Source organism: uncultured Megamonas sp. (genome assembly GCF_958438645.1).
GTDB lineage: Bacteria > Bacillota > Negativicutes > Selenomonadales > Selenomonadaceae > Megamonas.
Genome location: NZ_CAUBSM010000019.1, coordinates 1 through 23,790 on the forward strand (window position 1 = coordinate 1; position 23,790 = coordinate 23,790).

23 protein-coding genes are annotated in these 23,790 nt (G+C 27.7%); 21 read left to right on the forward strand and 2 right to left on the reverse strand.

The window, feature by feature from the left end:
• Positions 1-1,138: 1,138 nt before the first annotated feature.
• The 14 genes from Q5I67_RS09980 to Q5I67_RS10045 all read left to right on the forward strand — a co-directional run bounded on the left by Q5I67_RS09980 (position 1,139) and on the right by Q5I67_RS10045 (position 17,784).
• Positions 1,139-2,113: a TDT family transporter gene (locus Q5I67_RS09980; protein ID WP_302487226.1), complete on the forward strand. Its 975-nt coding sequence runs from the start codon at positions 1,139-1,141 to the stop codon at positions 2,111-2,113.
• Between the two features lie 369 nt (positions 2,114-2,482).
• Complete coding sequence (locus Q5I67_RS09985; RefSeq protein WP_302487227.1) at positions 2,483-3,970, forward strand: Na+/H+ antiporter NhaC family protein; 1,488 nt, start codon at positions 2,483-2,485, stop codon at positions 3,968-3,970.
• A 138-nt stretch (positions 3,971-4,108) separates the two neighbouring features.
• The gene (locus tag Q5I67_RS09990; protein ID WP_302487228.1) at positions 4,109-4,861 is read left to right on the forward strand and encodes a polysaccharide biosynthesis/export family protein; all 753 of its coding nucleotides are present in this window, start codon (positions 4,109-4,111) and stop codon (positions 4,859-4,861) included.
• Between the two features lie 14 nt (positions 4,862-4,875).
• Complete coding sequence (locus tag Q5I67_RS09995; protein WP_302487229.1) at positions 4,876-6,246, forward strand: GumC family protein; 1,371 nt, start codon at positions 4,876-4,878, stop codon at positions 6,244-6,246.
• Positions 6,247-6,279: 33 nt separating this feature from the next.
• Entirely contained in the window at positions 6,280-7,734 is a 1,455-nt protein-coding gene (gene wbaP, locus Q5I67_RS10000) for an undecaprenyl-phosphate galactose phosphotransferase WbaP (RefSeq protein ID WP_302487230.1), read from the forward strand.
• A gap of 24 nt (positions 7,735-7,758) precedes the next feature.
• Positions 7,759-8,829 carry a glycosyltransferase gene (locus Q5I67_RS10005; protein WP_302487231.1) on the forward strand — a complete coding sequence of 357 codons (1,071 nt, stop codon included), beginning with the start codon at positions 7,759-7,761 and terminating at the stop codon, positions 8,827-8,829.
• Entirely contained in the window at positions 8,829-10,001 is a 1,173-nt protein-coding gene (locus Q5I67_RS10010) for a polysaccharide pyruvyl transferase family protein (protein WP_302487232.1), read from the forward strand. The genes Q5I67_RS10005 and Q5I67_RS10010 overlap by 1 nt, the downstream gene beginning before the upstream one ends.
• A gap of 35 nt (positions 10,002-10,036) precedes the next feature.
• Positions 10,037-11,005: a glycosyltransferase family 2 protein gene (locus Q5I67_RS10015; RefSeq protein ID WP_302487233.1), complete on the forward strand. Its 969-nt coding sequence runs from the start codon at positions 10,037-10,039 to the stop codon at positions 11,003-11,005.
• Positions 11,006-11,012: 7 nt separating this feature from the next.
• Complete coding sequence (locus tag Q5I67_RS10020; RefSeq protein ID WP_302487234.1) at positions 11,013-12,035, forward strand: glycosyltransferase family 4 protein; 1,023 nt, start codon at positions 11,013-11,015, stop codon at positions 12,033-12,035.
• 7 nt (positions 12,036-12,042) lie between these two features.
• Positions 12,043-13,248: a glycosyltransferase gene (locus Q5I67_RS10025; protein ID WP_302487235.1), complete on the forward strand. Its 1,206-nt coding sequence runs from the start codon at positions 12,043-12,045 to the stop codon at positions 13,246-13,248.
• 34 nt (positions 13,249-13,282) lie between these two features.
• A complete protein-coding gene (locus Q5I67_RS10030) occupies positions 13,283-14,404 on the forward strand; it encodes an EpsG family protein (protein ID WP_302487236.1) in 1,122 nt (373 codons plus the stop codon).
• An 18-nt stretch (positions 14,405-14,422) separates the two neighbouring features.
• Entirely contained in the window at positions 14,423-15,382 is a 960-nt protein-coding gene (locus Q5I67_RS10035) for a glycosyltransferase family 2 protein (RefSeq protein ID WP_302487237.1), read from the forward strand.
• Positions 15,383-15,409: 27 nt separating this feature from the next.
• Positions 15,410-16,051, forward strand: a complete 642-nt coding sequence (locus Q5I67_RS10040) for a hypothetical protein (RefSeq protein WP_302487238.1) — start codon at positions 15,410-15,412, stop codon at positions 16,049-16,051.
• A 227-nt stretch (positions 16,052-16,278) separates the two neighbouring features.
• Positions 16,279-17,784, forward strand: a complete 1,506-nt coding sequence (locus tag Q5I67_RS10045; protein WP_302487239.1) for a lipopolysaccharide biosynthesis protein — start codon at positions 16,279-16,281, stop codon at positions 17,782-17,784.
• A gap of 64 nt (positions 17,785-17,848) precedes the next feature.
• On the opposite strand, the gene Q5I67_RS10050 is transcribed toward Q5I67_RS10045, so the two are convergent.
• A complete protein-coding gene (locus Q5I67_RS10050; protein ID WP_302487240.1) occupies positions 17,849-18,442 on the reverse strand; it encodes a GH25 family lysozyme in 594 nt (197 codons plus the stop codon).
• Between the two features lie 279 nt (positions 18,443-18,721).
• Between Q5I67_RS10050 and Q5I67_RS10055 the strand changes: the two genes are divergently transcribed.
• The 7 genes from Q5I67_RS10055 (at position 18,722) to galU (ending at position 22,501) form a co-directional block, all read left to right on the forward strand.
• Positions 18,722-18,874: a hypothetical protein gene (locus tag Q5I67_RS10055; protein WP_302487241.1), complete on the forward strand. Its 153-nt coding sequence runs from the start codon at positions 18,722-18,724 to the stop codon at positions 18,872-18,874.
• A 259-nt stretch (positions 18,875-19,133) separates the two neighbouring features.
• Entirely contained in the window at positions 19,134-19,352 is a 219-nt protein-coding gene (locus tag Q5I67_RS10060) for a DUF2922 domain-containing protein (protein WP_296898562.1), read from the forward strand.
• Between the two features lie 52 nt (positions 19,353-19,404).
• Positions 19,405-19,626: a DUF1659 domain-containing protein gene (locus Q5I67_RS10065; RefSeq protein ID WP_302487242.1), complete on the forward strand. Its 222-nt coding sequence runs from the start codon at positions 19,405-19,407 to the stop codon at positions 19,624-19,626.
• 73 nt (positions 19,627-19,699) lie between these two features.
• Complete coding sequence (locus tag Q5I67_RS10070; RefSeq protein ID WP_302487243.1) at positions 19,700-20,263, forward strand: RNA polymerase sigma factor; 564 nt, start codon at positions 19,700-19,702, stop codon at positions 20,261-20,263.
• 12 nt (positions 20,264-20,275) lie between these two features.
• Complete coding sequence (locus tag Q5I67_RS10075) at positions 20,276-20,425, forward strand: YvrJ family protein (protein WP_288794735.1); 150 nt, start codon at positions 20,276-20,278, stop codon at positions 20,423-20,425.
• A gap of 123 nt (positions 20,426-20,548) precedes the next feature.
• Positions 20,549-21,454: an Rpn family recombination-promoting nuclease/putative transposase gene (locus tag Q5I67_RS10080; RefSeq protein ID WP_302487244.1), complete on the forward strand. Its 906-nt coding sequence runs from the start codon at positions 20,549-20,551 to the stop codon at positions 21,452-21,454.
• 171 nt (positions 21,455-21,625) lie between these two features.
• The gene (gene galU / locus Q5I67_RS10085; protein ID WP_302487245.1) at positions 21,626-22,501 is read left to right on the forward strand and encodes a UTP--glucose-1-phosphate uridylyltransferase GalU; all 876 of its coding nucleotides are present in this window, start codon (positions 21,626-21,628) and stop codon (positions 22,499-22,501) included.
• Positions 22,502-22,562: 61 nt separating this feature from the next.
• Here the strand turns inward: galU and Q5I67_RS10090 are convergent, their stop codons facing one another.
• Positions 22,563-23,219, reverse strand: coding sequence for a hypothetical protein (locus tag Q5I67_RS10090; RefSeq protein WP_302487246.1), 657 nt, complete (start codon positions 23,217-23,219; stop codon positions 22,563-22,565).
• Positions 23,220-23,790: the final 571 nt, after the last annotated feature.

Below are 23,790 nucleotides of genomic sequence, written 5' to 3' on the forward strand. Positions count from 1 at the left end.
CGAACCAAAGAAATCACCGCAGATAAAATTTTAGCTTTGAAAAAAATTATCATTGCATACAAAGCTTAAAACTCGCTTTGCTCAAACAGTTAAGCAAAAGGCGTATTCAATGATAATGTTTTTCAATAATCTTACGATTACCGCTAAATTTTATAATGCGGAAAAAATAACAAATTAAATTATTTATTGATAAACCTGATGGTTAGCGTAAAAAGATGGTAAAATGCGGGAAATATTTGGTGCTATTAAAGATTTTCCTCATAGTATAGATTTTATATTTATAATATAAGATTTATATTATGGGGATTTTTTTATAATGCGGAAAAAATAACAAATTATTTATTAATGAAAATAATAACCGAATATTCCTCACGTTAGCAAATTTTTCGGTAGCTGAAAGCTATTGGGAATTATAAAACCATATCTATGAATTTAGCTCTACTGTTTGAACGAAGTGAGTTTAGAGCGTTATAGATATGGTTTTATAATGGACAAAGAAAAATTGGTATCGGGAGGTAGAGTTCTTTTGTTACTTTTCTTGCTCATGAAAGAAAAGTAAGTATAGGATATAGTTATTCATTTTCTTTAATGGTAAAGAAAACGAATCAAAAGAAACCACCCGCTCAGACACTTTTTATGATAGCCTGATGGCTACCGTAAAAAATGCTAAAATGCGGGAAAATTTTGGTGTTATTAAAGATTTTCCTCATAAGATGTAGATGTTCATTTCTTTAATGGTAAAGAAACGAACCAAAGAAACCGCCTCGCGATATTGATTTTACTTTGAAAAAGATAAAATCAAGGATATAAAGTCCTAAACTCGCTTCGCTCAAACAGTAGGACTAAAAACATATCCATGATTTTATCTTTTTCAATAGCCTATGGCTACCGTAAAAGTCTGCTAACGCGAGGAAAGTTACAGATTATAATTTCCCTGTAATATAGATTTTATAATAATTATATAAGATTTATATTATGGGGATTTTTTTGTTTTTATAAATAAGTATTTACCTATTATTTTAAAGTAAATAATATATTTTACTTATGGATAAATGTATGATAATATAAGGTCAAGGTTAAACGAGGTATTAATTAAGAAGTTTTAAATAAGATGATTTATGAAAGAAGGCTTTATATTATGATTAGAAAAGTTCCTGTACCTACTGCTGGGGTGATGCTTGGATTAGCAGCTCTTGGCAATTTGCTTGCACCATATTCCATGATTTTGAAATATGCTTGCGGTATTAGTTCTGCATTCTTAGGGGTGTTGTTATTCAGTAAAATTATTTTACATCCGCAGATGATGAAAAATGATTTAAATGGAAATTCTATTTTTGCCAGTGTATTTGCTACTTTCTTTATGGCTATTATGCAACTTTGCACTTATACTTTTCCGTTTGCCCCTATAGCCAGTGAAGTGGTTTGGTATGGAGCTATTTGTGGTCATTTTTTGTTGATGGCGTGGTTCACTTATCGCTATATCATCAATTTTGAATTAAGAGATGTTTTCCCAACATATTTTATAGCGTATGTTGGTATCGTAGTAGCGTCTGTTACAGCACCTACATTTAATCATCACAATTTAGGTGAATATATTTTCTGGTTTGGTTTTAGTGCGTATATGATTTTATTCGCTCTCGTTACTATCCGTTATTGCAGTAAACATGCAATCGCTGAACCAGCAAAACCTTTATTTTGTATCTACACCGCACCAATGAGTTTAAGCTTAGCAGGTTATCTCGCTTGTGTTGCTGATAAATCTTTAATCATGATTGCGATCATGCAGATTTTAGCTCAATGTTTATTTGTAGCAGTGCTCACACAGATGCCAAAACTTTTAAAATTGAAATTCTATCCAAGCTATGCAGCATTTACTTTCCCATTTGTTATCACAGCGATTGCACTCCGTCAGACAATTGTTTATTTAAATGAAATCAATATAGCAGTACCTAGCATTTTAAATTATCTAGTAGTTGTAGAAACTATCTTAGCTACAGCAATTGTAGTCTATGTATTCATCAGATATTTGAAATTCTTACATGAACAAATGATCGTGAATATGGGAGATAGAGCAAAAACAGTTTTTGGTACAATAGCTAATATTGTTAAATAATAAAGCCTTCGAAATTCTAAGAATATACCTTAATGATTTAGGTTTAGACTCTATGTCTAAACCTATTTTTTTGCTTTTTGATAAAAATAAAAAAGAAGCTATCTCAATGGATAGCTTCTTCTTTAACAACAACACAATAAAAAGAGGCCTGATATCGGCAAATATCAGTTTATTCTTTTCGTTGTCTATTATACTACAATGAATATAGCAAAACAAGTTGAATTAATTTAGCTATTATAATTTATTTGTTTTAGTTAAGGTTCGATATTATTATCAAAAAGCATTTTGCCAAATAGTTTATAGATGATATAATATAGCTATTGTTTTTAACTATTTATAATTTATACATAAAAGAAAGGATGGAAATGAATGGTTGAATCAGCATGGTCGCTATTGCCTCCGATAATTACCATAGTATTGGCTTTGGCGACAAAAGAAGTATACATGTCGTTGATTGTGGGTATCTTTGTAGGGGCTTTAATGTTCACAGGCTTTGATATATTAGCTGCTATTGATACGTTTTTTGCAATTATGTCTGATAAAGTTGGCGGGAATGTATATATTTTAGTATTTTTGGTCTTATTAGGTATTATTGTAGCAGCTATTGCTCGCTCTGGTGCTTCTCGTGCTTATGGTGAATGGGCAGCAAGTGTAATTAAAGGAAAACGCAGTTCTTTACTCGTTACTTCTATCTTAGGGGTAGTTATCTTCATCGATGACTATTTTAACTGCTTGACTGTAGGTACAGTTATGCGACCTGTTACAGATAAATTCAATGTAACTCGTGCAAAACTCGCTTATATCATCGATGCTACAGCAGCACCAATTTGTATTATCGCTCCAGTATCCAGCTGGGCAGCAGCAGTTAGTTCTTCACTTCCAGAAGATAGTGCTATTGATGGTTTCTCTTTATTCTTGCAGACAATTCCTTTTAATATGTATGCATGGTTTACTATCATCTTCATGTTGTTCTTGATCTGGACTGGCAAAGATTTTGCTGCTATGAAGACTTTGGAACAAAGAAGTAATGGTAAATTAATTATTCCTGAAGAATATAAAGAAGAACAGATGGAAATTGTAGGTAATGGTAAAATCTTGGATTTATTATTACCACTTATCGTTTTAATCGGTGGCTGTATCTTCGGTATGCTTTATACTGGCGGTATTTTAGATGGTGCTAGTGTATCTGATGCTTTTGCCAATTGCGAATCTGCTAGAGGTCTAGTAATTGGTTCCTTTATCGCTTTAGTGTTCACATTCTTACTCTATGTGCCACGTGGGGTGCTTCGCTTTGGCAAATTCTGTGAATGCTTTAACCAAGGTTTTAGAGCAATGACACCTGCTATCTTTATCTTATGTCTTGCTTGGAGCTTATCTGGTGTTTGCGGTGAAGATTATTTGAATATCGGTGGTTATGTTGGCGGTATCGTTTCCAACAATGCTACTGTAGGTATGTTCATGCCAGCAGTATTCTTCCTTGTTGCTATCGGTCTTGCTTTCGCTACTGGTACATCTTGGGGTACATTCGGTATCTTGATTCCTATCGCACTTGCTGTAGTATCTACAGATCCACATCTTTTAGTAGTTACAGTAGCAGCAGTATTAGCTGGTGCTGTAGGTGGTGACCATGTATCACCAATATCTGATACTACTATCTTGGCTTCTGCGGGGGCTCAATGTAGCCATATCGACCATGTAAGTACACAGGTTCCATATGTAATCGTAGTAGCTACATGCTCTTTCTTAGGATATTTAGTAGCAGGTATTGCAGGCAGTGGCTGGATCGGTGTAGTAGCTGGTTTTGTTTTATTAGCTATAGCTATGATTTATATTTATAAAGTTTTAATGAAAGATTAAGTGATAATATTTTCAATAAATGTTAGGAGAAGCTAGTTTATTCTAACATTTATTTTTTATAAATATATATTAGAAAAATAATTTCATTAGTAAATATATAAGCATTAATAGTGTTAGTTATTTTAATGGAGGAATTTTATGTATAAAAAAGTGATAGTAACAACGGCAATATTATCCATGATTGCTGCTACTTCTTTTGCAGCTGATAAGACGGATGATAATACATTGTATATGGGATTGAATACTGTACCTATAGAGGTAGGGGCAGATGATACTGCTATTTTTAAACCAGCAGCGATAACATCAATAACAGATTATAATCACCAATATCGTCTATATAAATATGATGTTATATCAGTGCGTATAATCGGTTTTAGAGATGCACAAGGCTTAGATAATATCATGATAGGTACAGATGGCTATGTAAATCTGCCATATGCTGGTTCTGTAAAACTTGCTGGACTTACATTAGAAGAAGCAAGAGCAGTACTTATGCAGAAATTCAGCAAGTATTTAAAGATACCGGATATGTCAATCATGGTTACATCTTATGGACCACGTAAAGTTCAAGTATTAGGCGAAGTAAATAAACCAGGAACGGTAGAACTTGCTTCTGATGATATGAATGTGACCAATGCTATATCTAAAGCAGGTTGGGTGACTACATATGGTCGTATCAAAAAAGCACAAGTAATCCGCATAATTGATGGCACTATGTATATAAAGGAAGCTAATATTAAAAACTATATTGAAAAACACGATATCACGCAGAACTTAGCTTTAGAAGATGGAGATATCGTATTTATTCCTAAATCCAATAAAATTGATTATAAACAAGATATTTTACCACTTCTCAATCTTTATACTACTTATAGAGCGATTACAGATTAATAGGAGGGCAAAGAGTGGATAATATAAATAATAATGATAATACAATTGATTTAAGAAAGTTATTCTCCGTAATGGGAGAGCAGAAAAAAGTAATTATACCGATTATAGTGCTCTGCACAGTAATAGCTATTATAGTTGCATTTGTATTGCCAAAATCTTATCAGTCAAATACTTTGGTGCGTATTAAATCATCAGGTGGATCTAATCTATCTGGTTATGCAGCAATGGCAGCAGGCTTTGGCATAGATATAGGTGGAGCATCTTCTGCTAGTCCAGAAAATTATATAGAGCTTATGAAATCAAGAGAAGTCATTCAGCCAATTATTGATGGTCTAGATATGGATGAAGAGAAAAAAGAAAAAATGACTACAGATGGTTTCATAAAATCTAATCTAGAAATCACAAATACAAAGAAAACAGATTTAATCAATATCACAGCTTATGGTAAAACTCCAGAAGAAGCACAGATGATCTCTCAGTCTGTAGCTGATAATTTCCTCACTTTGATGACGAAATTAAATAAAGAAGGAAATTCTTCTGCCATTAATTTCTTAAATGATCGCATGGCTATAGCTAAAGAAGAGATGGAAACAGCAGAAAATAAATTGCAAGCTTATCAGCAAGAAAAAGGTATTTATTCTCCTGATGATCAAGCAAAAGCACTTATCGATAGACTCAGTGCATATGATACGAATATCGCTCAATTAGAAGCACAAGAACAGGCAAATAGTGCTAAACTTCAAGATGTGACAGGTCAATTAGAACAGCAAAATAGCTCTTTACTTGAATATAATATTTCCGATAGTGATGCTATCATGAGTTTGCGTACAGCTATTGTCAATAAACAGGTAGAATTAGTCGGTCTTGAACAGCGTTATACAGAAGAACATCCAGATGTGATTCAGGCAAAACAGGAATTAACTGAACTAAAAAGATCTTTGGATCGAGAAATTCAAAGTGCTGTAAATTCTAAGAGTGCTACACTTACACCAGTACAGGGCAATCTCTTGATGGAAAAAGTGCAGACAGAGACAGCAAAAGCAGTGACAAGTGCTTCTCTTGATGCCTTAAAATCTAAACAACAGGAAGCAGAAGGCAATATCTCCACTTTATCTGCTGATAGTGTTGAATATATGCGTCTTTTAAGAGATAAAAATATAACTTCAGAGGTATATACAAATCTTGTGAAAGCATATGAAAATACAAGAATACAAGAAGCTCAAGAGTCAATGGATATCCAGATAATCGATGCAGCTAATTTGCCAAGAGAAGATATGCCAGCTAAGCCAAATAAAAAAATCATTGCAGCAATTGGTTTTGTTTTAGGTATTATGATTTCTTTTGGTTATACATTATATATATATAATAAAAGATACGGTTTATGATGAATAAAAGATAAATACAGGCGGTGGATCTTAGTGGATAATAATTTTTCTAAAAATCGAATATCTAAAATGGATAATATTGCTGCATATATATTGCCTGTAATAGTCAGTGCAGGTGATTATATAGCAATAATTTTGGCAGAGGCGATTGCTTTTTATCTTTGCGATTTCTTCATACCGGAAGGTTTCCATATGGATATTCCTAAATCATATTTTTATCTTTGGGTGCCTACTGTATTTATCTTTTTCTTATTTTATGCTGATACGCATAAACGCATGGTACCATATTGGGAAAAGATAAAAGATATTTTTTGTGCTAATTTTTACAGCATAATAGCATCTATATTTATTTTATATTTAATACATGAGGATATAACGAAGATTTCTCGTTTATATGTAGTTTTATTATTTATCTTTAGTCTTATATTTTTATATGGAATACGTCAAATTCTCATATATATTTGTAATCATTTAGATATTCTCAAAGAACCAGTGATTTTTATCGGTGGGGGAGAGGTAACGGAAGCAGTTATTAAATTTTATGATAATAATAGTTGTTTTGGTATAAAAGTTGTGGGAATTATTGATGATGATTTTTCCTCGGAGTATTTAAAGCAGAAATATCCATTATTTAAAGGCATAGACAAATCTGCTGAATATATAAAAAAATGCGGTGTGAAGACTGTAATAATAGCAAAAACTAGATTGGATAGAAATAGTTTAAAAGAATTATTGACTAATATTCAATTTTTAGTTAGAAATGTAGCTTTTATACCAAATATAATCGGTACACCGATAGCAAATCTTGATGTAAGACGCATTTATCGAGAAGATATAGTATTGTTAAATATAAAGAATAATTTAGCATATATGCGTAATAGAATAGCAAAAAGAATTTTTGATATAATAATGGGGCTGATCATCTGTATACCAGCTGTACCGATTTTAATACTGTGTTATTTTTGGGTTAAATTTGACTCCAAAGGACCAGTATTTTTTAATGCAAAACGCATCGGTAAAGATGGTAAGGAATTCACTTGTTATAAATTTCGCTCCATGTATATGAATTCAGATGAGATATTAGCTAATTATTTAGCGAAAAATCCTGAAGCAAAAGCGGAATGGGATGAGTTTCAAAAATTACATGATTTTGATCCAAGGGTGACAAGAGCAGGCAGGATAATGCGTAAAACGAGTCTGGATGAATTGCCACAACTACTCAATGTACTTAAAGGAGAAATGAGTCTTGTAGGGCCTAGACCATATCTTCCTAGAGAGATAGGAAAAATGGGAGAATATTATAAGATAATCATCTCTACAGTACCTGGGATAACGGGTTTTTGGCAAGTCAATGGTCGTTCTGATGTGACCTTTGAAGGCAGATTAAAGATGGATAATTGGTATATCTATAATTGGTCTGTATGGATAGATATGGTATTACTATTTAAGACGATTAAAGCAGTATTTTTCAGCAAAGGAGCAGTTTAAAATAGATTTTAGGAAGAGTTAGAAATGAAAATTGTGCATGTAATGGAATGTTTTGCAGGGGGAACTTTTAATTTTTTAGTTGATTTGACAAATGAGTTATCTAATGAAGAACATATAGTAATTTATGGTACTAATAGAGAAAATATACCTAAAAACTTTAAAGATTTATTTAATAAGAATGTTAAATTTATAAAGTGGAAAACAGCTCAAAGAGAAATGAAGCCTTTAAAGGATATAAAAGCTTTATGGGAATTATATACTATATTAAAAAAAATAGATGGTGTAGATATAATTCATTTACATTCTAGTAAGGCTGGTTTTTTAGGTCGTATAGTAAGTTTTTTGTTAGGAAAATCAAAGAAAACGATATATACACCACATGCAATATCTTTTTTGCGTTTAGATATAAGTCCTAAAAAAAGAAAAATATTTATATGGATGGAGAAGTTTGCTAGTTTTTTTGGTGGGAAAATAGTAGCTTGTTCTCAATCTGAAAAAGAAGCTATCGAAGAGCAAGGTATAAAAAATGTTACTTTTATCAATAATGGAATAAAACCATTAAAGATAGAAAAAAAAGAAAATATAAGTAATAAAATAACAATAATTTCTGTAGGTAGATTATCTATCCAAAAAAATCCTAAGTTGTTTAATGATGTAGCATTGGAATTTATTGATAATCCTGATATTCAATTTATTTGGTGTGGTGATGGTGAATTAAAATCAGAATTAAATTCACCAAATATAAAATGCACAGGTTGGATAGAACGAAAAGAATTAGAAAATTATTTAGCTAATGCAGATATATATTTATCTACTTCATTATGGGAAGGGTTACCATTGTCTGTATTAGAAGCTATGTCTGTAGGTTTGCCTGTTGTATTGTCTAATTGTGTAGGAAATAGAGATTTAGTACGAGATAATGGATTTTTATATAAAGATAAAAAAGAAGCTACTAACAATATCAATGAATTAATAAAAAATAAAGAGTTAATTAATAAAAAAGGATATAATTCAAAAATATTAATGGATAATAATTTTTATATAAAGAATATGGCAATATCTTATTTAAATATTTATAAAGGAATGAAAAGCTAGTGAAAAAAGTTGGTATCGTATCATGTTATTTTCAAAAAAATTATGGAAGTATGCTTCAAGCATATGCTACCCAACAAGTTATAGAAAAATTAGGTTATAAATCTGAAACAATTTGTATTGATGGTATAGCTAAAGAAATTCGTAATGCAAAATTAAAATATTATATGAGACAATTAAATGATTGGAATGTTGTTAAAGGTAAATTAGGTTTTATAAAAAGGTTTTTCTTAAAGAAAATGGATAATAACTTTAAGGAAAATATATTAATTAGAGATAAAAAATTTAATGAGTTCAAAAATACTAAATATAAATTATCGCCGGTATATAATTCAAAAAAAGAAATAGGAAATTATTGTAATAATTATTCATCTGTTCTTGTTGGAAGTGATCAATTATGGTTGCCTTCAAATATTGATGCAAATTATTATACTTTAAATTTTGTTCCTAAGAATGTGAATAAAATAGCATATGCTACAAGTTTTGGTGTTTCATCTTTACCTAAAAGACAATGGAACTTTGCTAGTAAATTTTTAAATCGTATAAATTATGTATCAGTACGTGAAGAAGGTGGGAAAAATATTGTAAAACAAGTAGCTCATCGTGAAGTACCTGTAGTTTGTGATCCTACTTTATTATTTACAAAAGACGAATGGCTTAATTATTTTCCAAATAAAAGATTGTACAAAGATAAATATATTTTTTGCTATTTCTTAGGAAATAATCCTGAACAGAGAGTATTTGCAGATAAAGTTAGAAATGAAACTGGATATAAAATTGTATCTTTATTGCATATGGACGAATATATAAAAAGTGATATATCTTTTCCTGATTATGCACCATATGATATAGGTCCAGAGGAATTTGTTAATTTAATACGAAATGCAGAACTAGTTCTTACTGATTCTTTTCATGGAACAGTATTCTCTGTGTTAAATGGTAAGAAATTTTTTACTTTTAGACGATTTAAAGAAGGATCTAAATTATCTACTAATTCTAGAATGCATTCGTTATTTAATTTATTAAATTTGCATGAAAGATTTATTACATCAGATATGAATGTGAATGATGCTTTAAGCTTAGATATTAATTATGAAATAGTATGGGATAGAATAGAATTATATAGAAAAAAATCATATGGGTATTTAATAAAAGCATTAAAAGTAGGTAAATAAGAAAATTAGTTAATTATTATTTGGGGAGAATAAAGATGAGTTTAATAAAAATATCTATTATTATACCAATATATAAAGTACCTGAAAAATATTTAAGAAAATGTATAGAAAGTTGTATAAATCAGACATTGAAAGATATAGAAATTATTTTAGTAGATGATGGCTCACCAGATAATTGTGGAGAAATTTGTGATGAATATGCAATAAAAGATAATAGAATAAAAGTTATTCATAAAAAAAATGAAGGAGTAAGTAGTGCTAGGAATACAGGAATAAAAGAGTCTTCTGGTAAATATATAGGTTTTATAGATGCAGATGATTGGATTGAAAAGGATTTTTATGCTAAATTATTAGATTTTGCAGAATTAAATAAAGTAGATTTTGTTGTATCAGGATATGTAAGAGATAAAGAAAATAAAATAATAAAAACTTTGAAAACTGAAGAAAATAAAATTTTATATAAATTAGAAGCAATGAAGGAGGTTTTAAAAAGAAGAATATATACATGGACACCTTGTGATAAAATTTATAAGTTAAATATTATAAAAGATAAGAAAATATTTTTTAATAATAATATTAAAATGGGAGAAGATTTGGATTTTATATGGCGTTTATTAAAAGAACTCAATAAAATAGGATATATATCATTAAATAAATATCATTATTGTTATAGAAAAGAGAGTGTTACAAATGTAAATTTAGCAAAAAAGAAAAAAGACAGCGTAAATATTATGTATGCTATATTGAAGGAGACTAAAATAATAGATAATGATCTTTTTAATATAGCAAGATGTTTATATTTAAAAGAAATAGCAAGTTATTGCAGATTAATGTTGATTCAAAATGAAAAAAAATATAGAAATGAAATAAAAAAATATAAAAAAGAAATTCAAAGTTTAACTAAATTTGTAGGACTGAATTTTAATTTAAAAATATTTTTAGGAGTATTATATTGGAATTTGCCATATGTTATATGTAAAAATTTTAAATTTTTAATAAGGTAGTGTTTTAATGAAAGTTGGATTTGAAGAACATTTAGAAAGTATAAATAGAGCATATAAAACATATTTTTATAATGATAAAGAAATAGAATTTATATTATTAAAAAAACCTAGATGGTCAGATAATAATAAATTAAAATTATTAAAAATGCTTTATTTTTTATTAAAATCTTTTTTTGATTTTAGTGTAGGAAAATATGATTTAGTGCATATAAATGGATCTAGAATAGGTTTTATAGCATATCTGGCTAGCTTTTTTAAATGTAAATATATATATACAATACATGGATGTCCGCATAGAGAGTTTGAAAAAAAAGAAGGAGTTAAAAAAAATATATTATCTTATATAAGTGAATTTTTTATGCCGATTGTAGCTAAAAGAGCTAAAAGAGTATTAACTATATCAAATTTTTCTAAATATGAGTTATGGGATAAATATAAAATAGAAGCAGATGTTATATATAATGGATTTAATAAATTTCCTATAAATAATATTAATATAGATGTAGAAAATAATAAAGTGATATTTATATCTGTTGGAAGAATGATAGAATATAAAAATCCATGTAAAGTAATTGATGTTTTTAAAGAAGCAAAAAAACAAATACCAAATGCTTATTTAATATTAATAGGAGATGGCATATTAGAAAAAAATGTAAAAAAATATATTAAGTTAAATAATCTAGAAAAAGATGTATTATTAAAAAAGAAAATATTATTTCAAGAAATGGGAGCATGGTATAGAAAATCAAAATATTTTATATCGGCTTGTGAGACAGAAGGATTTGGATTAGCTGCTCTAGAAGCTGTAGCATGTGGATGTATTCCTATATTACCAAATAGTGGTGCTTTTCCTGAAATATTTTTAGATAAAAAATATTTATATGATGTAAATAATGTTAACAAAATTAGATTTATAGATTTATTAGAAAGTGATAAAAAGTTTTTAAATGATATTGTACAAATATATAGTTGGGAAAATTCTATAAAAAAATATAAAGAAATTTATATAGATTTATGTAGTATGAAGTGAGATAATTATGAGAAAAAAAATAGCATGGATCATACCAGATTTATATACTGGCGGAATGCCTAGAGTATTAGAGACATTGTCTAATGAATTTAATAAAGATGATAATTATGAGCAGTATAATATTTTATTAAAGAAAAAAGATATAAATTTTAATGTATATGGAAAGTTATTTTCTTTAGAAAAAGAGGGTAAAAATCTTATAAAGAAAATATTTATTTTTATAAAAAGAACATATGATTTTTATAAAATAAATAAAAAATATAAATTTGATTATGTTGTTAGTTTTGGAATGACTGCAAATATAATTAATCTATTAATAAATAAAAAAGGAAAAACAATAATTACAGAACATAATGTTAAATCAATAGAAAATAGCATAGGAAAAGGACTAAATAAATTGATTTATAATTATGTATATAATTTTTTAATAAAATTATTATATAATAAAGCTGATAAAATTGTTACTGTATCAAAATATATGGGAATAGATTTAATAAAAAATTATGGTATAAAAGAAAATAAAATAAATACAATATATAATGGTGTAGATGAAAAAAAAATAGAAACATTAAAATTAGAACCTTTATCTGATGAAGAGCGTAAGATTTTTAAAAATCCAGTTATTATAAATGTAGGAGCGACATCTAAACAAAAAGGACAATGGCATTTAATAAAGATAATGACTGAATTAAGGAAGAGTATTCCTAATATACAGTTAGTGATTTTAGGACAAGGGGCATATTACAATAAATTATCTAATTTAGTTCAATCATTGGATTTACAAGATTCTATTCATTTAATGGGAGTAAAATCTAATCCATATAAATATATGTATAATGCAGATTTATTTGTATTAACATCTTTATATGAGGGATTTCCTAATGTATTAGTAGAAGCAATGACTGTAGGGTTACCTGTAATTTCTGTGGATTGTAAATCAGGACCGAGAGAATTGTTTCAAGAAAATTGCATTAAATTTCAATATATAAATGATATTTTTTTAGCTGATTATGGAATTTTAATTCCAGATATGATGAATGATGGTGTTGAAATAAATGGTAGAATACAAAAAAATGATAAAATATTGAAAGAAGCTATTTTAAAAATTATTAATGATAAAAATTTACAGGAAAAATACAGAAAAAGAGCTATATGTCGTTCTAAAAAATTTACATCTTCTAAAATGGCTAAGAATTATATGAATTTATTTTAAAGATTTTTTATGAAGTTTAATAGTAGGGTGTTTTATGAACATATTATATTTAATTTTAGGGTTTGTCTTATTAGGCTTATTAAGTTTTAGTAATATAAGTATTAAAAAATATATATTTTTATCAATAGCATTTTTGGCTATTTTTGCTTATAATTTTGATCCTATATATGTATATAATCGGTATAATCATTATACCGATTTAGTAAGAATTTTTGAAGACGTAGATTCTTTTAGAGTTATGGGATATGAATATTATGGATATATGTCAGCACCTTTATCTAGATTATATATTTCATTTTTTGGAATATTTTTTTCAGATAATAATATATTAGTATTTACGACAGTTGTGATAATTTATCTTACTAATCTTTATATTTTATATAGAATAGGAAAAGATAATAAATGTGATAATAATAGTATTCTTTTTAGTATGTTTTTATTCATAGGAATGTTTAATTATTTGTCAGCAGTAGTTAATATAAGATATCCTATAGTTATAAGTATATTTTTTATGATTTTATATTTTGATTTAGTATTAAATCGTAAATTGGTAAAAATAGTATATTTTTTATTAATTTTAATGCATCCAGGGAGTATAATATTTTTTATTATTAGATTAATTACTAGAACAAGATTAAAGTACTCATTAATTTTTATTGTGTTAAGTTTGAGCTTGTTAAATTTTTTTATGGATAAAATATTTATATATATTATTAATTCTGGATTTTATTTTTTTACTGATTTACAAGTTAAATTTTTAATGTATACAGATATGAGTAATTTTGATGAAGCAACATATAGCTATTTTATTATTAATATTATAAAATTAATATATGTTGCAATGTTAATTCATGATATTAAAAAATATCTATCAAAAGATTGGATATATAAGTATAAAAAATATGTTAATTTTTCTATATTAACAAGTATAATTAGTGTTTTATGTATTCTTATTAATAATTATCAATTATTAATAAGAATATCGGATATATTAATTATGTATATATGTGTTTTTTCTATGTTAGTTTTAAATCAAATTAAAAAACAAAATAAAAGATTGTTTTTATTAAAGTATATTTCTATGTGGATAGTATTATTTATATATTTGATATTTTATTTTGGACAAACATATGGTTATAATTTATTTATATCTTAGGATAGGAGTTATTGTATAATGTTAGATGTAAGTATAATTGTTCCTGTATATAATGTGGATAAATATTTAGAAAGATGCATAAAATCTATATTAAAGCAAAGCTTTTTGAATTGGGAGTTATTATTAATAAATGATGGTTCTACGGATAAATCAGGTTTTATTTGTGATAGGTTTTCAGAAAAAGATAAACGTATTAAGGTTGTGCATAAAAAGAATGAAGGTGTAAGTGCTACTAGAAATTTAGGAATATCGTTAGCAAAAGGACGATATATTACTTTTATTGATTCTGATGATTGGATAGAAGAAGATCTACTAGAGCAAATGATATATGAAAAGGAAAGGATGAATGTACCAATATTGATAACAGGTTTTGTTGTTGATTATAATAATAGAACTCAATATATATTTAAAAAGTCAAAACCAAGTATCTTAAATAAAGAAGAAATTCAATTAGAGTTTTTAAATGCGGAAAAATTTAATTGGACTGTATATGATAAGTTATATGATAGAAATCTTTTTTTAAAACATAAATTTAATACTAAAATAAAAATAGGAGAAGACATGTTGCTTTTTTGGCAATTAGTAAATAGTGTGAATTTTGTAGGATATGTACCTTTATATAAATATCATTATGATGCTAATGCAAGTAATACAATGACATCTTCTTTTTCAAGAAAATGGATGAAATCATTATTTTTAAAGATAAATATTTATAATGAAGTAAAATTTGTATCAAAAAAGCATAAAATAAAAGGAAAGAATTTATATTTAAGTGATTTAATAGGATTATTATTTAAAGTTGTAAAATCTAATAGGAGTAACAAAAATTTTATTACTAAAATTTTTGTTAATAAATTATTATTAAACTTTTGGTATATTATTTTTTCAAATGATTTTAAATACTTTCCTATAAAACGTAGAATGATTTTTATAGTATGTGTTTTATTTTATAAATTAAGGTTTATTTTTGTTAAATAAAATATTTTTATATATGAGGTATATATAATGAACAAAAGAATAATTTTTACAAAAATCATGTTTTTGAGATGTATAATTGCAGATATAATGTTTCTTTTGTCAAATCCAAATATTAAGGAAACAATAAGACAAGATATTTATCGTTTATTAAAGTGGAATAAATTATACAATGAAAGAAAAAAAAATATTATATTTTTGTTGAATTATAGCTTATTGTACGAAATATCCTTTAGAAGTGTTTTTTATTATAGAATGAAAAATTTTAAAATTTTACGATTAATAAATGAAATATTAATTAAAAGACCAAAAACTATAGAAATTTGTGTAGAAGAAGATATAGGAAAAGGAATGGTTATTTTCCATAATCATTCTGTTATTTCTGTTAGATCTGTTGGAAATAATTTTAGAGTAGGGCCAGGTGTTGTGATTGGAAGAAAAGGTCCAAATAAAAATGGTATAATGCCACATTTCCCTACAATTGGTAATAATGTATATATTGCGCCAAATTCAACTGTTATTGGAGAAATTTCTATAGGAGATAATGTAATTATTGGAGCTGGTTCTGTTGTTACAAAAGATATTCCTAGTAATGGTGTATATGCAGGGAATCCGGCTAAGTTTATAAAAACTTTAGATGAAACGAGTGATTTATGGCAAGAAATTGTATGATTATAAAAGTTTTTATATTTTTTATACAATAAATTTAATAAAATATATAATTAATAATGGGTTTATATGTATATATGAAATTTTAAATTATAGGTATAAATGGATAATTATTGTTATTTTTTAGTAAAAACTATTCATCAAAAATATCTAATATAAAATAATAATGTTGTTTGATTATTAATTAATATTATAATAAATTTTTATTGAAGAGATGGAGATAAGATAGATTGAATGAACGAAAAATAGGTATATTCATTAGCTATATGAATATATTGTTTCAAACAATAATTAATTTTATATATGTACCAATATTGTTGTATTATATAGGAAAAAGTGAATATGGTTTATATCAGTTAATTGGTTCTTTTATTGCTTATTTTAGTATTATGGATTTTGGTTTAACTGCTGCAGTTGTTCGTTTTTATACTAAATATAAAGCTTTGAATGATAAAGTTAATATGGAAAATGTGCTGGCTATTTCATCTAGATGTTATGCTGTAATAACAGTAATATTATTTGTTATAGGATACGTTTGTTACTTGTTTATGGGTGATATTTTTTATAATAGTATGACATCGTCAGAGATTTCTTCAGCAAAAGATATTTTTATATTATTACTTTTAAATATAGTTGTTACAATTTCTACAATGATATTTAGAGCGATTATTAATGCACATGAAAAATTTCTTTTTCTAAAGGGTATAGAAACTATTCAATTAATTCTACAACCAATATTAGTTGTTGCTGTCTTACAAGAATATCCATACGCATTTTCTGTGGCTTTAGTGCAAACCATATTAAATATATTTTTAAGTATATCTAGAGTGGTTTATTGTTTTAGAAAATTAAAGATACGTATAAAATATCATTATTGGGATCAAAAGTTATTTAAGGAATTTAAAAAGTTAGCACTTAGTGTGTTTGCTGTTACTCTAATAGATCAAGTATTTTTCAAAACAAATCAGATTATTTTAGGTATAATTAGTGGAACTAGTGCGGTAGCAGTGTATGCAATAGCATCACTTATTTATATGAATTATATGGCTTTATCATTAGCAATTTCAGGTGTTTATTTACCACATATTACAGAAATGATAGCCAAAAGAGAGTCTATGAAGATAATATCTGATTTATTTATAAAAATAGGTAGATGGCAGTACTTTTTACTAGCTGCAATAGCCAGTGGTTTTATTATTTTGGGTAGACAGTTTATAGAAATTTGGGCTGGAAATGGTTTTCAAGAAGCTTATTTGATAACATTATTAATTATTATTCCATTTACAGTAGATTTAATTCAAAATATTGGATTAGCCGTATTACAAGCTCAGAACAAATATGATTTTAGAGCAAAAGTTTATTTTTGTATGGGTATATTTAATTTATGTTTAGCTATTCCTTTGGGATTAAAATATGGTGGAATTGGTTGTGCTTTTGCAACGGGTTTGTCTATGTTTATTGGTAATGGTTTAATAATGAATTGGTATTATTTAAAAATTACTAAACTAGATATAGTATTATTTTGGAAGAATATTGGAAGAATAACAATTGGTGTAATAATTATTACTATAATAGGTTATGTGCTTAATGGAATAGTAGGTTATAAAAATATTGCAATATTTGTTGTAAAATTATTAGTATATACATTATTGTATATTAGTATAATGTATAAATTTTTTATGAATGTTGAAGAAAAGTATAAAATAAAAAGTTTAGTTTTGAAATTTAAAAGATAATAGTTTAATATGTAAAGAAAACCTCAAAAAAGTTATCTTCTTTGAGGTTTTCTTTTAGTATGGTTTATGCATAATAGATATTGCAATCAAGTACCATATCATCTATTTGTTTATGATCTGTATATTGCCATATCTTGCAGATACGATCAGGATATTCAAGTTTAAAGCTGTTTTCATGGTAATATTGAGCAGACCAGATGGGAATATAATCTGCTAGTAGATTTAAGTCGATGATATTGGTAAGCCAATTATAGGAACTATATAGACCTACATAATTATAATTTAGTTCATTTAGTCTGTTGATGAAGTTGCCGATCATATAGGCTACATTGATCTTGTTTTTGAGCATGGATTTGTCTTCGGCATCATACCAAATGCCAAGTGGCGGATTTTGTCCGTTGAGATATGTTTTGATCTGTTTATCTACCCAATTAGCTTCGGCTATGGCTTCATTGATTGTTGAGGCATGAGCATAATAATATATACCATAGGGAAGATTATAAGCTACGGCATTGTTCACATGCGAAATAAACATTTCATCTAGATGAGCGTACTCACCCGTTTTGATGATAATGCCTTGGATATTATTTTCTTTTAGTGCTTGCCAGTTGAGTTTTGTTTGCCAAGCTGAAATATCTACTACTTTAAGATTTTGCATAAGTAATCACTCCTTTATTATCTTACTTGCATTTTCAGGGAAGAAAATAAACCTTTGAAGCAATTTTAGAAAAATTTTTTGTTATTTTTATAAAAATTTACGATATATCACATATATTTAACTTTTGTTGAGAGTATAATATAGATAATTTAAAGAAAAGGAAGAGGCGGTAAAAATGCCATTTATTGAAGCCGTAGATCATAGAATATTAGAGTTGTGTAAAAGAAATCATTTGAGTATAAATGTTTGGCAAATAGGGCGGGAATGCCACCGTCAACGGTGGCTAGTATCTTGAGTGAAAAGAGTCAAAATCCTGGTGAGCTTACTATTTTTAAGATTTGCATAGGATTTGGCATAAGCATGAAACAATTTTATTCTTCAAAATTATTTGATCTTGAAAATATAGATGTAGAAAAAGTATATAAATTTTAAAATTCATAACTGCACATATAGCGAAAGGCAAACTATTATGTAATTTTGGATAATAGTTTGCCTTTTTTATATGTATATATGAAATTGTATGAAGATATAAATTAAAAAATTTTTTGATTTGGGGGTTGATTTTTACTATCTAAGCTGCAAGTAAATAAGTGTAAGGAGTTGATAAGATGAATAAAAAACGGCGGCAAAGGTTTTTATCAATCAAAGCTATGATGTATTTTTAAAATTTAAAATTAAGGAGTGATTTTTGATGGCAGATACACGCAAATTAACAATGGTATTTACTTTAGATAATGGAGATGATTTTAAATACAATTTGGTAGATCCTAAAGATGATTTAACAAAAAGTGAAGTAGATGTAGTCATGCAAAAAATGATTGATACACAGGCAATTATTAAAGATAATCATAAAGCGACAGCGATTAAAGAAGCGTATATCACAACTACTACACAAGATGTTTTAGCTTAATGTTTATTTCATAAATTGTATTGATAGATAAATTTAATAGGGGGAATAAATCATGGCAGTTAAGAAAAATGCAGAATGTGAAATCATCGTTAAAGTGGAAACAGGTACTACTTCTACAGGTAAAGCAAGTTATAGCAGTCGTAGTTTTGGCTATATTAATCCATCTTTGACAGAAGATGATATCTTGGATATTGGTCAAAAAATAGCTGGGTTACAAAAGTACACATTAGGAAGTGTAAATCGCCAAGACACAGCAGAAATTGTTGCAGAATGAAGCTAAAAGGGGGTGCAAGCCATCCCCTTTTTCTTTTAGATTATTTTCTTGGTGATAGAAAGAAGTATGTTATATGGAGAATTTATTAGTAAGAGCAAAACTTGGAGATAATTTTGCTGTACAGTTATTATTGAGTAAATATAAGAATTTATTGAGGAGTGCTTCAAGGCAACATCATTTATTATCTATTCAAGAAGAAGCATATGAAGAGGCAATCATTAGTTTTTATCAAGCGATTAAGGATTTTGATGAGTCCTTAGGGGTGCCTTTTGCAGGTTTTGCGAAGATGAGAGTCTATCAAGGAGTACATACTTTATTTCGTAGATATTTGCGTATTTGGCAAAATGAAGTATCTTTATCATCGAAAATTGATCGAGAAAATGATGACGAGGAATTTTTAGATTTGTTATCAAGTGATGATGATATAGAGGAGAATATTTCTTGCAAATTGGATTTAATGGAGGTTATTCATCAATTACCACCCCAGCAGTATAAAGTATTTGTTTTAGTCGTATTTAAAGGGCTAAAGCATCAACAAGTAGCAAAATTATTGCATATATCTGCACAAGCTGTCAGCAAAAATTATCGTAAATCATTGGCTTTTATTAATAAATCTTTATATGGATCGGGAAAATAGGATGTGAGGATGATGGAATATATTTTTGAATATATAGCTAATTATGGCTTTCCTATGGTCGTAGCGAGTTTTTTGTTATTTCGCATGGATAAGCATTTGGCTAGTTTGGATAGAGGTATAAGAAATTTGACTCAGATTTTAGCTAAACAAATTGATAAATAATAAAGAGAGATTTTCTTGATATGATGAACTGCATTTTCAAAAGTTTTATGTCTAATATTTGAAAGTGCAGTTCAATTTTTTTGTGTGTTATAATATAGATAATCGATGATGGAGGGATATATCATGGAGAGTTTTAATAGATTAAATGATTTATACTTTAAAAAGCTTTTGGGAGATAAAAAAAGAAAGAATTTAACACTTAGCTTTTTAAATGGGATTTTAAATAAAGATGATGAAAATTATTTTACAGATATAACCTTTTTGGATAAAGATAATGAACCATTAACCTTAGACGGTAAATTATCTAAATTAGATATTAGAGCAGATTTAAATGATGGCACACAAGTGGATATTGAGGTGCAAGTTTGTCCGTTTAAATTAATGGCTGAACGTTCATTATATTATTGGTCAAAAATGTATTCAGAGCAATTAGAAAAAGGTGCTGAATATAAGAAATTAAAGAAGGCTATAGCTATAAATTTATTAGCATTTGATTATTTAGAAGATGAGCAAGAATGGCATAATATCTATAATCTATTAAATGTGAAATCTCATAAAAAACTTACGGACCATATAGAGATACATTTTCTAGAATTGCCAAAATTTACATTGAAGGATATGAGAAAAATAAGAGCATCTGAAGCATGGCTTGCCTATTTTTCAGGAAAATATAGTAAAGAAGAATTGGAGGAAATAGCAATGACAACTCCAGCAATTAAAGAAGCAGTAGAATTTGAAGATACATTTCTACAGGATAAAATAGAACGTAGAGCATATGAACAGAGGGAAAAAGCGATAAGAGATTATTATTCCTATATGAATGCATTTAAAGAAGAAGGATTAGAGCAGGGTTTACAAGAAGGACTACAACGAGGTTTGCAAGAAGGCTTACAACAAGGCTTATATCAGCAAGCTATACAAACTGCTAAAAATATGCTAAAAGACAAAGTAGATATAAAGCTTATTTCTAAATATACTAGTTTAAGTATAAATGAAATAGAAGAATTGAAAGCTAAATTAGATATGTAGACAAAATTGTATATAGATATGTTGATTAAGAAAGATTTTCTTCATGATGGATAGAATAAATAATTTTATGAAGAAAATCTTTTTTTTTGTTATAATAAACTTTGATTGTATAAAATTGTCACAATTTAAAGTATTTTATTTATTTGAGTAGATTATAGGGAGTAGATTGTTATGAAACGTATTCGCAAAGCTGTTATACCTGCTGCTGGTTTTGGTACGCGTTTTTTGCCAGCGACAAAAGCAACACCAAAAGAGATGCTACCAATAGTGGATAAGCCAACAATTCAGTACATAGTAGAAGAAGCTGTGGCTAGTGGTATTGAAGATATTTTGATCATCAGTGGTCATGCTAAGCGTGCTATTGAAGACCATTTTGATAGTGCTCCTATTTTGGAAGCTGAATTAAAAGCTAAAGGTAAGACTGAATTATTAAAATTAGTACAGGAAACATCAGAAATAAATGTGCATTATATCCGTCAAAAACATATGCGTGGATTAGGTGATGCTATCTTATGTGCTAGAGCATTTATCGATAATGAACCATTTGCTGTATTATTGGGCGATGATATAGTGTATAATCCTGAAGTGCCAGCTTTAAAACAATTGATGGATATGTATAATCAAACTGGTGCTACAATCTTAGGCTGTCAACAAGTGCCAAAAGAAAAAGTTTCTTCTTATGGTATTGTAGCAGGTGTACCTACAATCAATGAACAGTTGATGAAGGTCAATGATATGATTGAAAAACCAAGTATTGAAGAAGCACCAAGTCAGATGGCAGTGCTTGGTAGATATATCATCACTCCAGATGTATTTGAAGTATTACAAAATACTAAGCCAGGCAAAGGTGGAGAAGTGCAATTAACAGATGCACTCAAAGTCATGGCAAAACGTGAAAATGTCTATGCATATAACTTCACAGGCAAACGCTATGATGTAGGTGATAAATTGGGCTTTTTGAAAGCTACCGTAGAATTTGCACTTCGTCGTGATGATTTATCTAAGTCTTTTGCTGAGTATTTAAAGAATATTGTTAAAGATTTATAGAAAAATAAGGTGATACATTTTATTATGTATCACCTTTTGTTTTATCTATATATTATATTTTTTAAGCTTCAGGAACAGTGAGATTATCTTTGATTTGCGATACTTCAGCATTTATATCCAATATAGTAGGAGCTTCGATGATATAGATGCGATTTAAATTGTTTACGATATCACCATGAGAGATTTGATTATAAGTTCCTTCGTTGATGATTGCGATACTTTGACGAGTCGTTTCATTTAGTTTATAACTATAGACACGAGTTTTTTCGAGAATATTATAGACTAATGTATAATTAGTCTGTGATAATTCATTTGGAGGCAAAGCATCTTGCAGTGAATTATTGAAAGTATTCGTTTCATCATATAGACGTTGTAACTGTTCTAAAGCATCACTGGCGGAGATTGTTTGATTTTCATAATTAGTGATGATTTTATGATAAATAATGGCAAATCTATCTAATTGATTGATATTTTCTTTATAATCATTGTACCATGTTATAAAATAAGGTTGTTCATTTAAGATAGCTATACGCTGTTCTTCCGATATAGAATTGGAATTAGAAACAGGCATCATCCATGAAGTATAAACAACTACAGAACAAAGTAAAATAATACCGCAAGGAATAATAAATATTCTCTTAGTGGGATATTTTCTATCAGCTAAATAACTAGCAATAATGATGAAAATCATGATGATAATAGCTAGAAAAAGTTTCATAAAAAAGAAGCCTCCTTACGTTTGATGTTCATTTCTTTGGTGGCAAAGAAACGAACCAAAGAAACCACCGCAGATAAAATTTTAGCTTTGAAAAAAATTATCATTTCATACAAAGCTTAAAACTCGCTACGCTCAAACAGTTAAGCAAAAAGCGTATTCAATGATAATATTTTTCAATAATCTTACGATTACCGCTAAATTTTATAATGCGGAAAATATAACAAATTATTTAGTATTATTAAAAATAATAACCGAATGTCCCTCACGTTAGCGAATTTTACGGTAGCCGTTAGGCTATTGGCAAGGATAAAATTATGGCTATGGTTTTAGCTCTACTGTTTGAGCAAAGCGAGTTTAGAGCGTTATAGACATAATTTTATAATTGACAAAGTAAAATTGATATCGGGAGGTAGAGTTCTTTTGTTACTTTTCTTGCTCATGAAAGAAAAGTAAATTTAAATAAAATCTATATTATATGTTCATTTCTTTGATGGCAAAGAAACGAACCAAAGAAAGCCACCGCAGATAAAATTTTAGCTTTGAAAAAAATTATCATTTCATACAAAGCTTA

Excerpts from the sequence above, each read along its gene's own strand:
- Q5I67_RS09980 (WP_302487226.1), top strand. The coding sequence starts at position 1,139 with ATGATTAGAAAAGTTCCTGTACCTACTGCTGGGGTGATGCTTGGATTA.
- Q5I67_RS09985 (WP_302487227.1), top strand. The coding sequence starts at position 2,483 with ATGGTTGAATCAGCATGGTCGCTATTGCCTCCGATAATTACCATAGTA.
- Q5I67_RS09990 (WP_302487228.1), top strand. The coding sequence starts at position 4,109 with ATGTATAAAAAAGTGATAGTAACAACGGCAATATTATCCATGATTGCT.
- Q5I67_RS10005 (WP_302487231.1), top strand. The coding sequence starts at position 7,759 with ATGAAAATTGTGCATGTAATGGAATGTTTTGCAGGGGGAACTTTTAAT.
- Q5I67_RS10015 (WP_302487233.1), top strand. The coding sequence starts at position 10,037 with ATGAGTTTAATAAAAATATCTATTATTATACCAATATATAAAGTACCT.
- Q5I67_RS10020 (WP_302487234.1), top strand. The coding sequence starts at position 11,013 with ATGAAAGTTGGATTTGAAGAACATTTAGAAAGTATAAATAGAGCATAT.
- Q5I67_RS10025 (WP_302487235.1), top strand. The coding sequence starts at position 12,043 with ATGAGAAAAAAAATAGCATGGATCATACCAGATTTATATACTGGCGGA.
- Q5I67_RS10030 (WP_302487236.1), top strand. The coding sequence starts at position 13,283 with ATGAACATATTATATTTAATTTTAGGGTTTGTCTTATTAGGCTTATTA.
- Q5I67_RS10035 (WP_302487237.1), top strand. The coding sequence starts at position 14,423 with ATGTTAGATGTAAGTATAATTGTTCCTGTATATAATGTGGATAAATAT.
- Q5I67_RS10040 (WP_302487238.1), top strand. The coding sequence starts at position 15,410 with ATGAACAAAAGAATAATTTTTACAAAAATCATGTTTTTGAGATGTATA.
- Q5I67_RS10050 (WP_302487240.1), bottom strand. The coding sequence starts at position 18,442 with ATGCAAAATCTTAAAGTAGTAGATATTTCAGCTTGGCAAACAAAACTC.
- Q5I67_RS10060 (WP_296898562.1), top strand. The coding sequence starts at position 19,134 with ATGGCAGATACACGCAAATTAACAATGGTATTTACTTTAGATAATGGA.
- Q5I67_RS10065 (WP_302487242.1), top strand. The coding sequence starts at position 19,405 with ATGGCAGTTAAGAAAAATGCAGAATGTGAAATCATCGTTAAAGTGGAA.
- Q5I67_RS10070 (WP_302487243.1), top strand. The coding sequence starts at position 19,700 with ATGGAGAATTTATTAGTAAGAGCAAAACTTGGAGATAATTTTGCTGTA.
- Q5I67_RS10075 (WP_288794735.1), top strand. The coding sequence starts at position 20,276 with ATGGAATATATTTTTGAATATATAGCTAATTATGGCTTTCCTATGGTC.
- Q5I67_RS10080 (WP_302487244.1), top strand. The coding sequence starts at position 20,549 with ATGGAGAGTTTTAATAGATTAAATGATTTATACTTTAAAAAGCTTTTG.
- galU (WP_302487245.1), top strand. The coding sequence starts at position 21,626 with ATGAAACGTATTCGCAAAGCTGTTATACCTGCTGCTGGTTTTGGTACG.
- Q5I67_RS10090 (WP_302487246.1), bottom strand. The coding sequence starts at position 23,219 with ATGAAACTTTTTCTAGCTATTATCATCATGATTTTCATCATTATTGCT.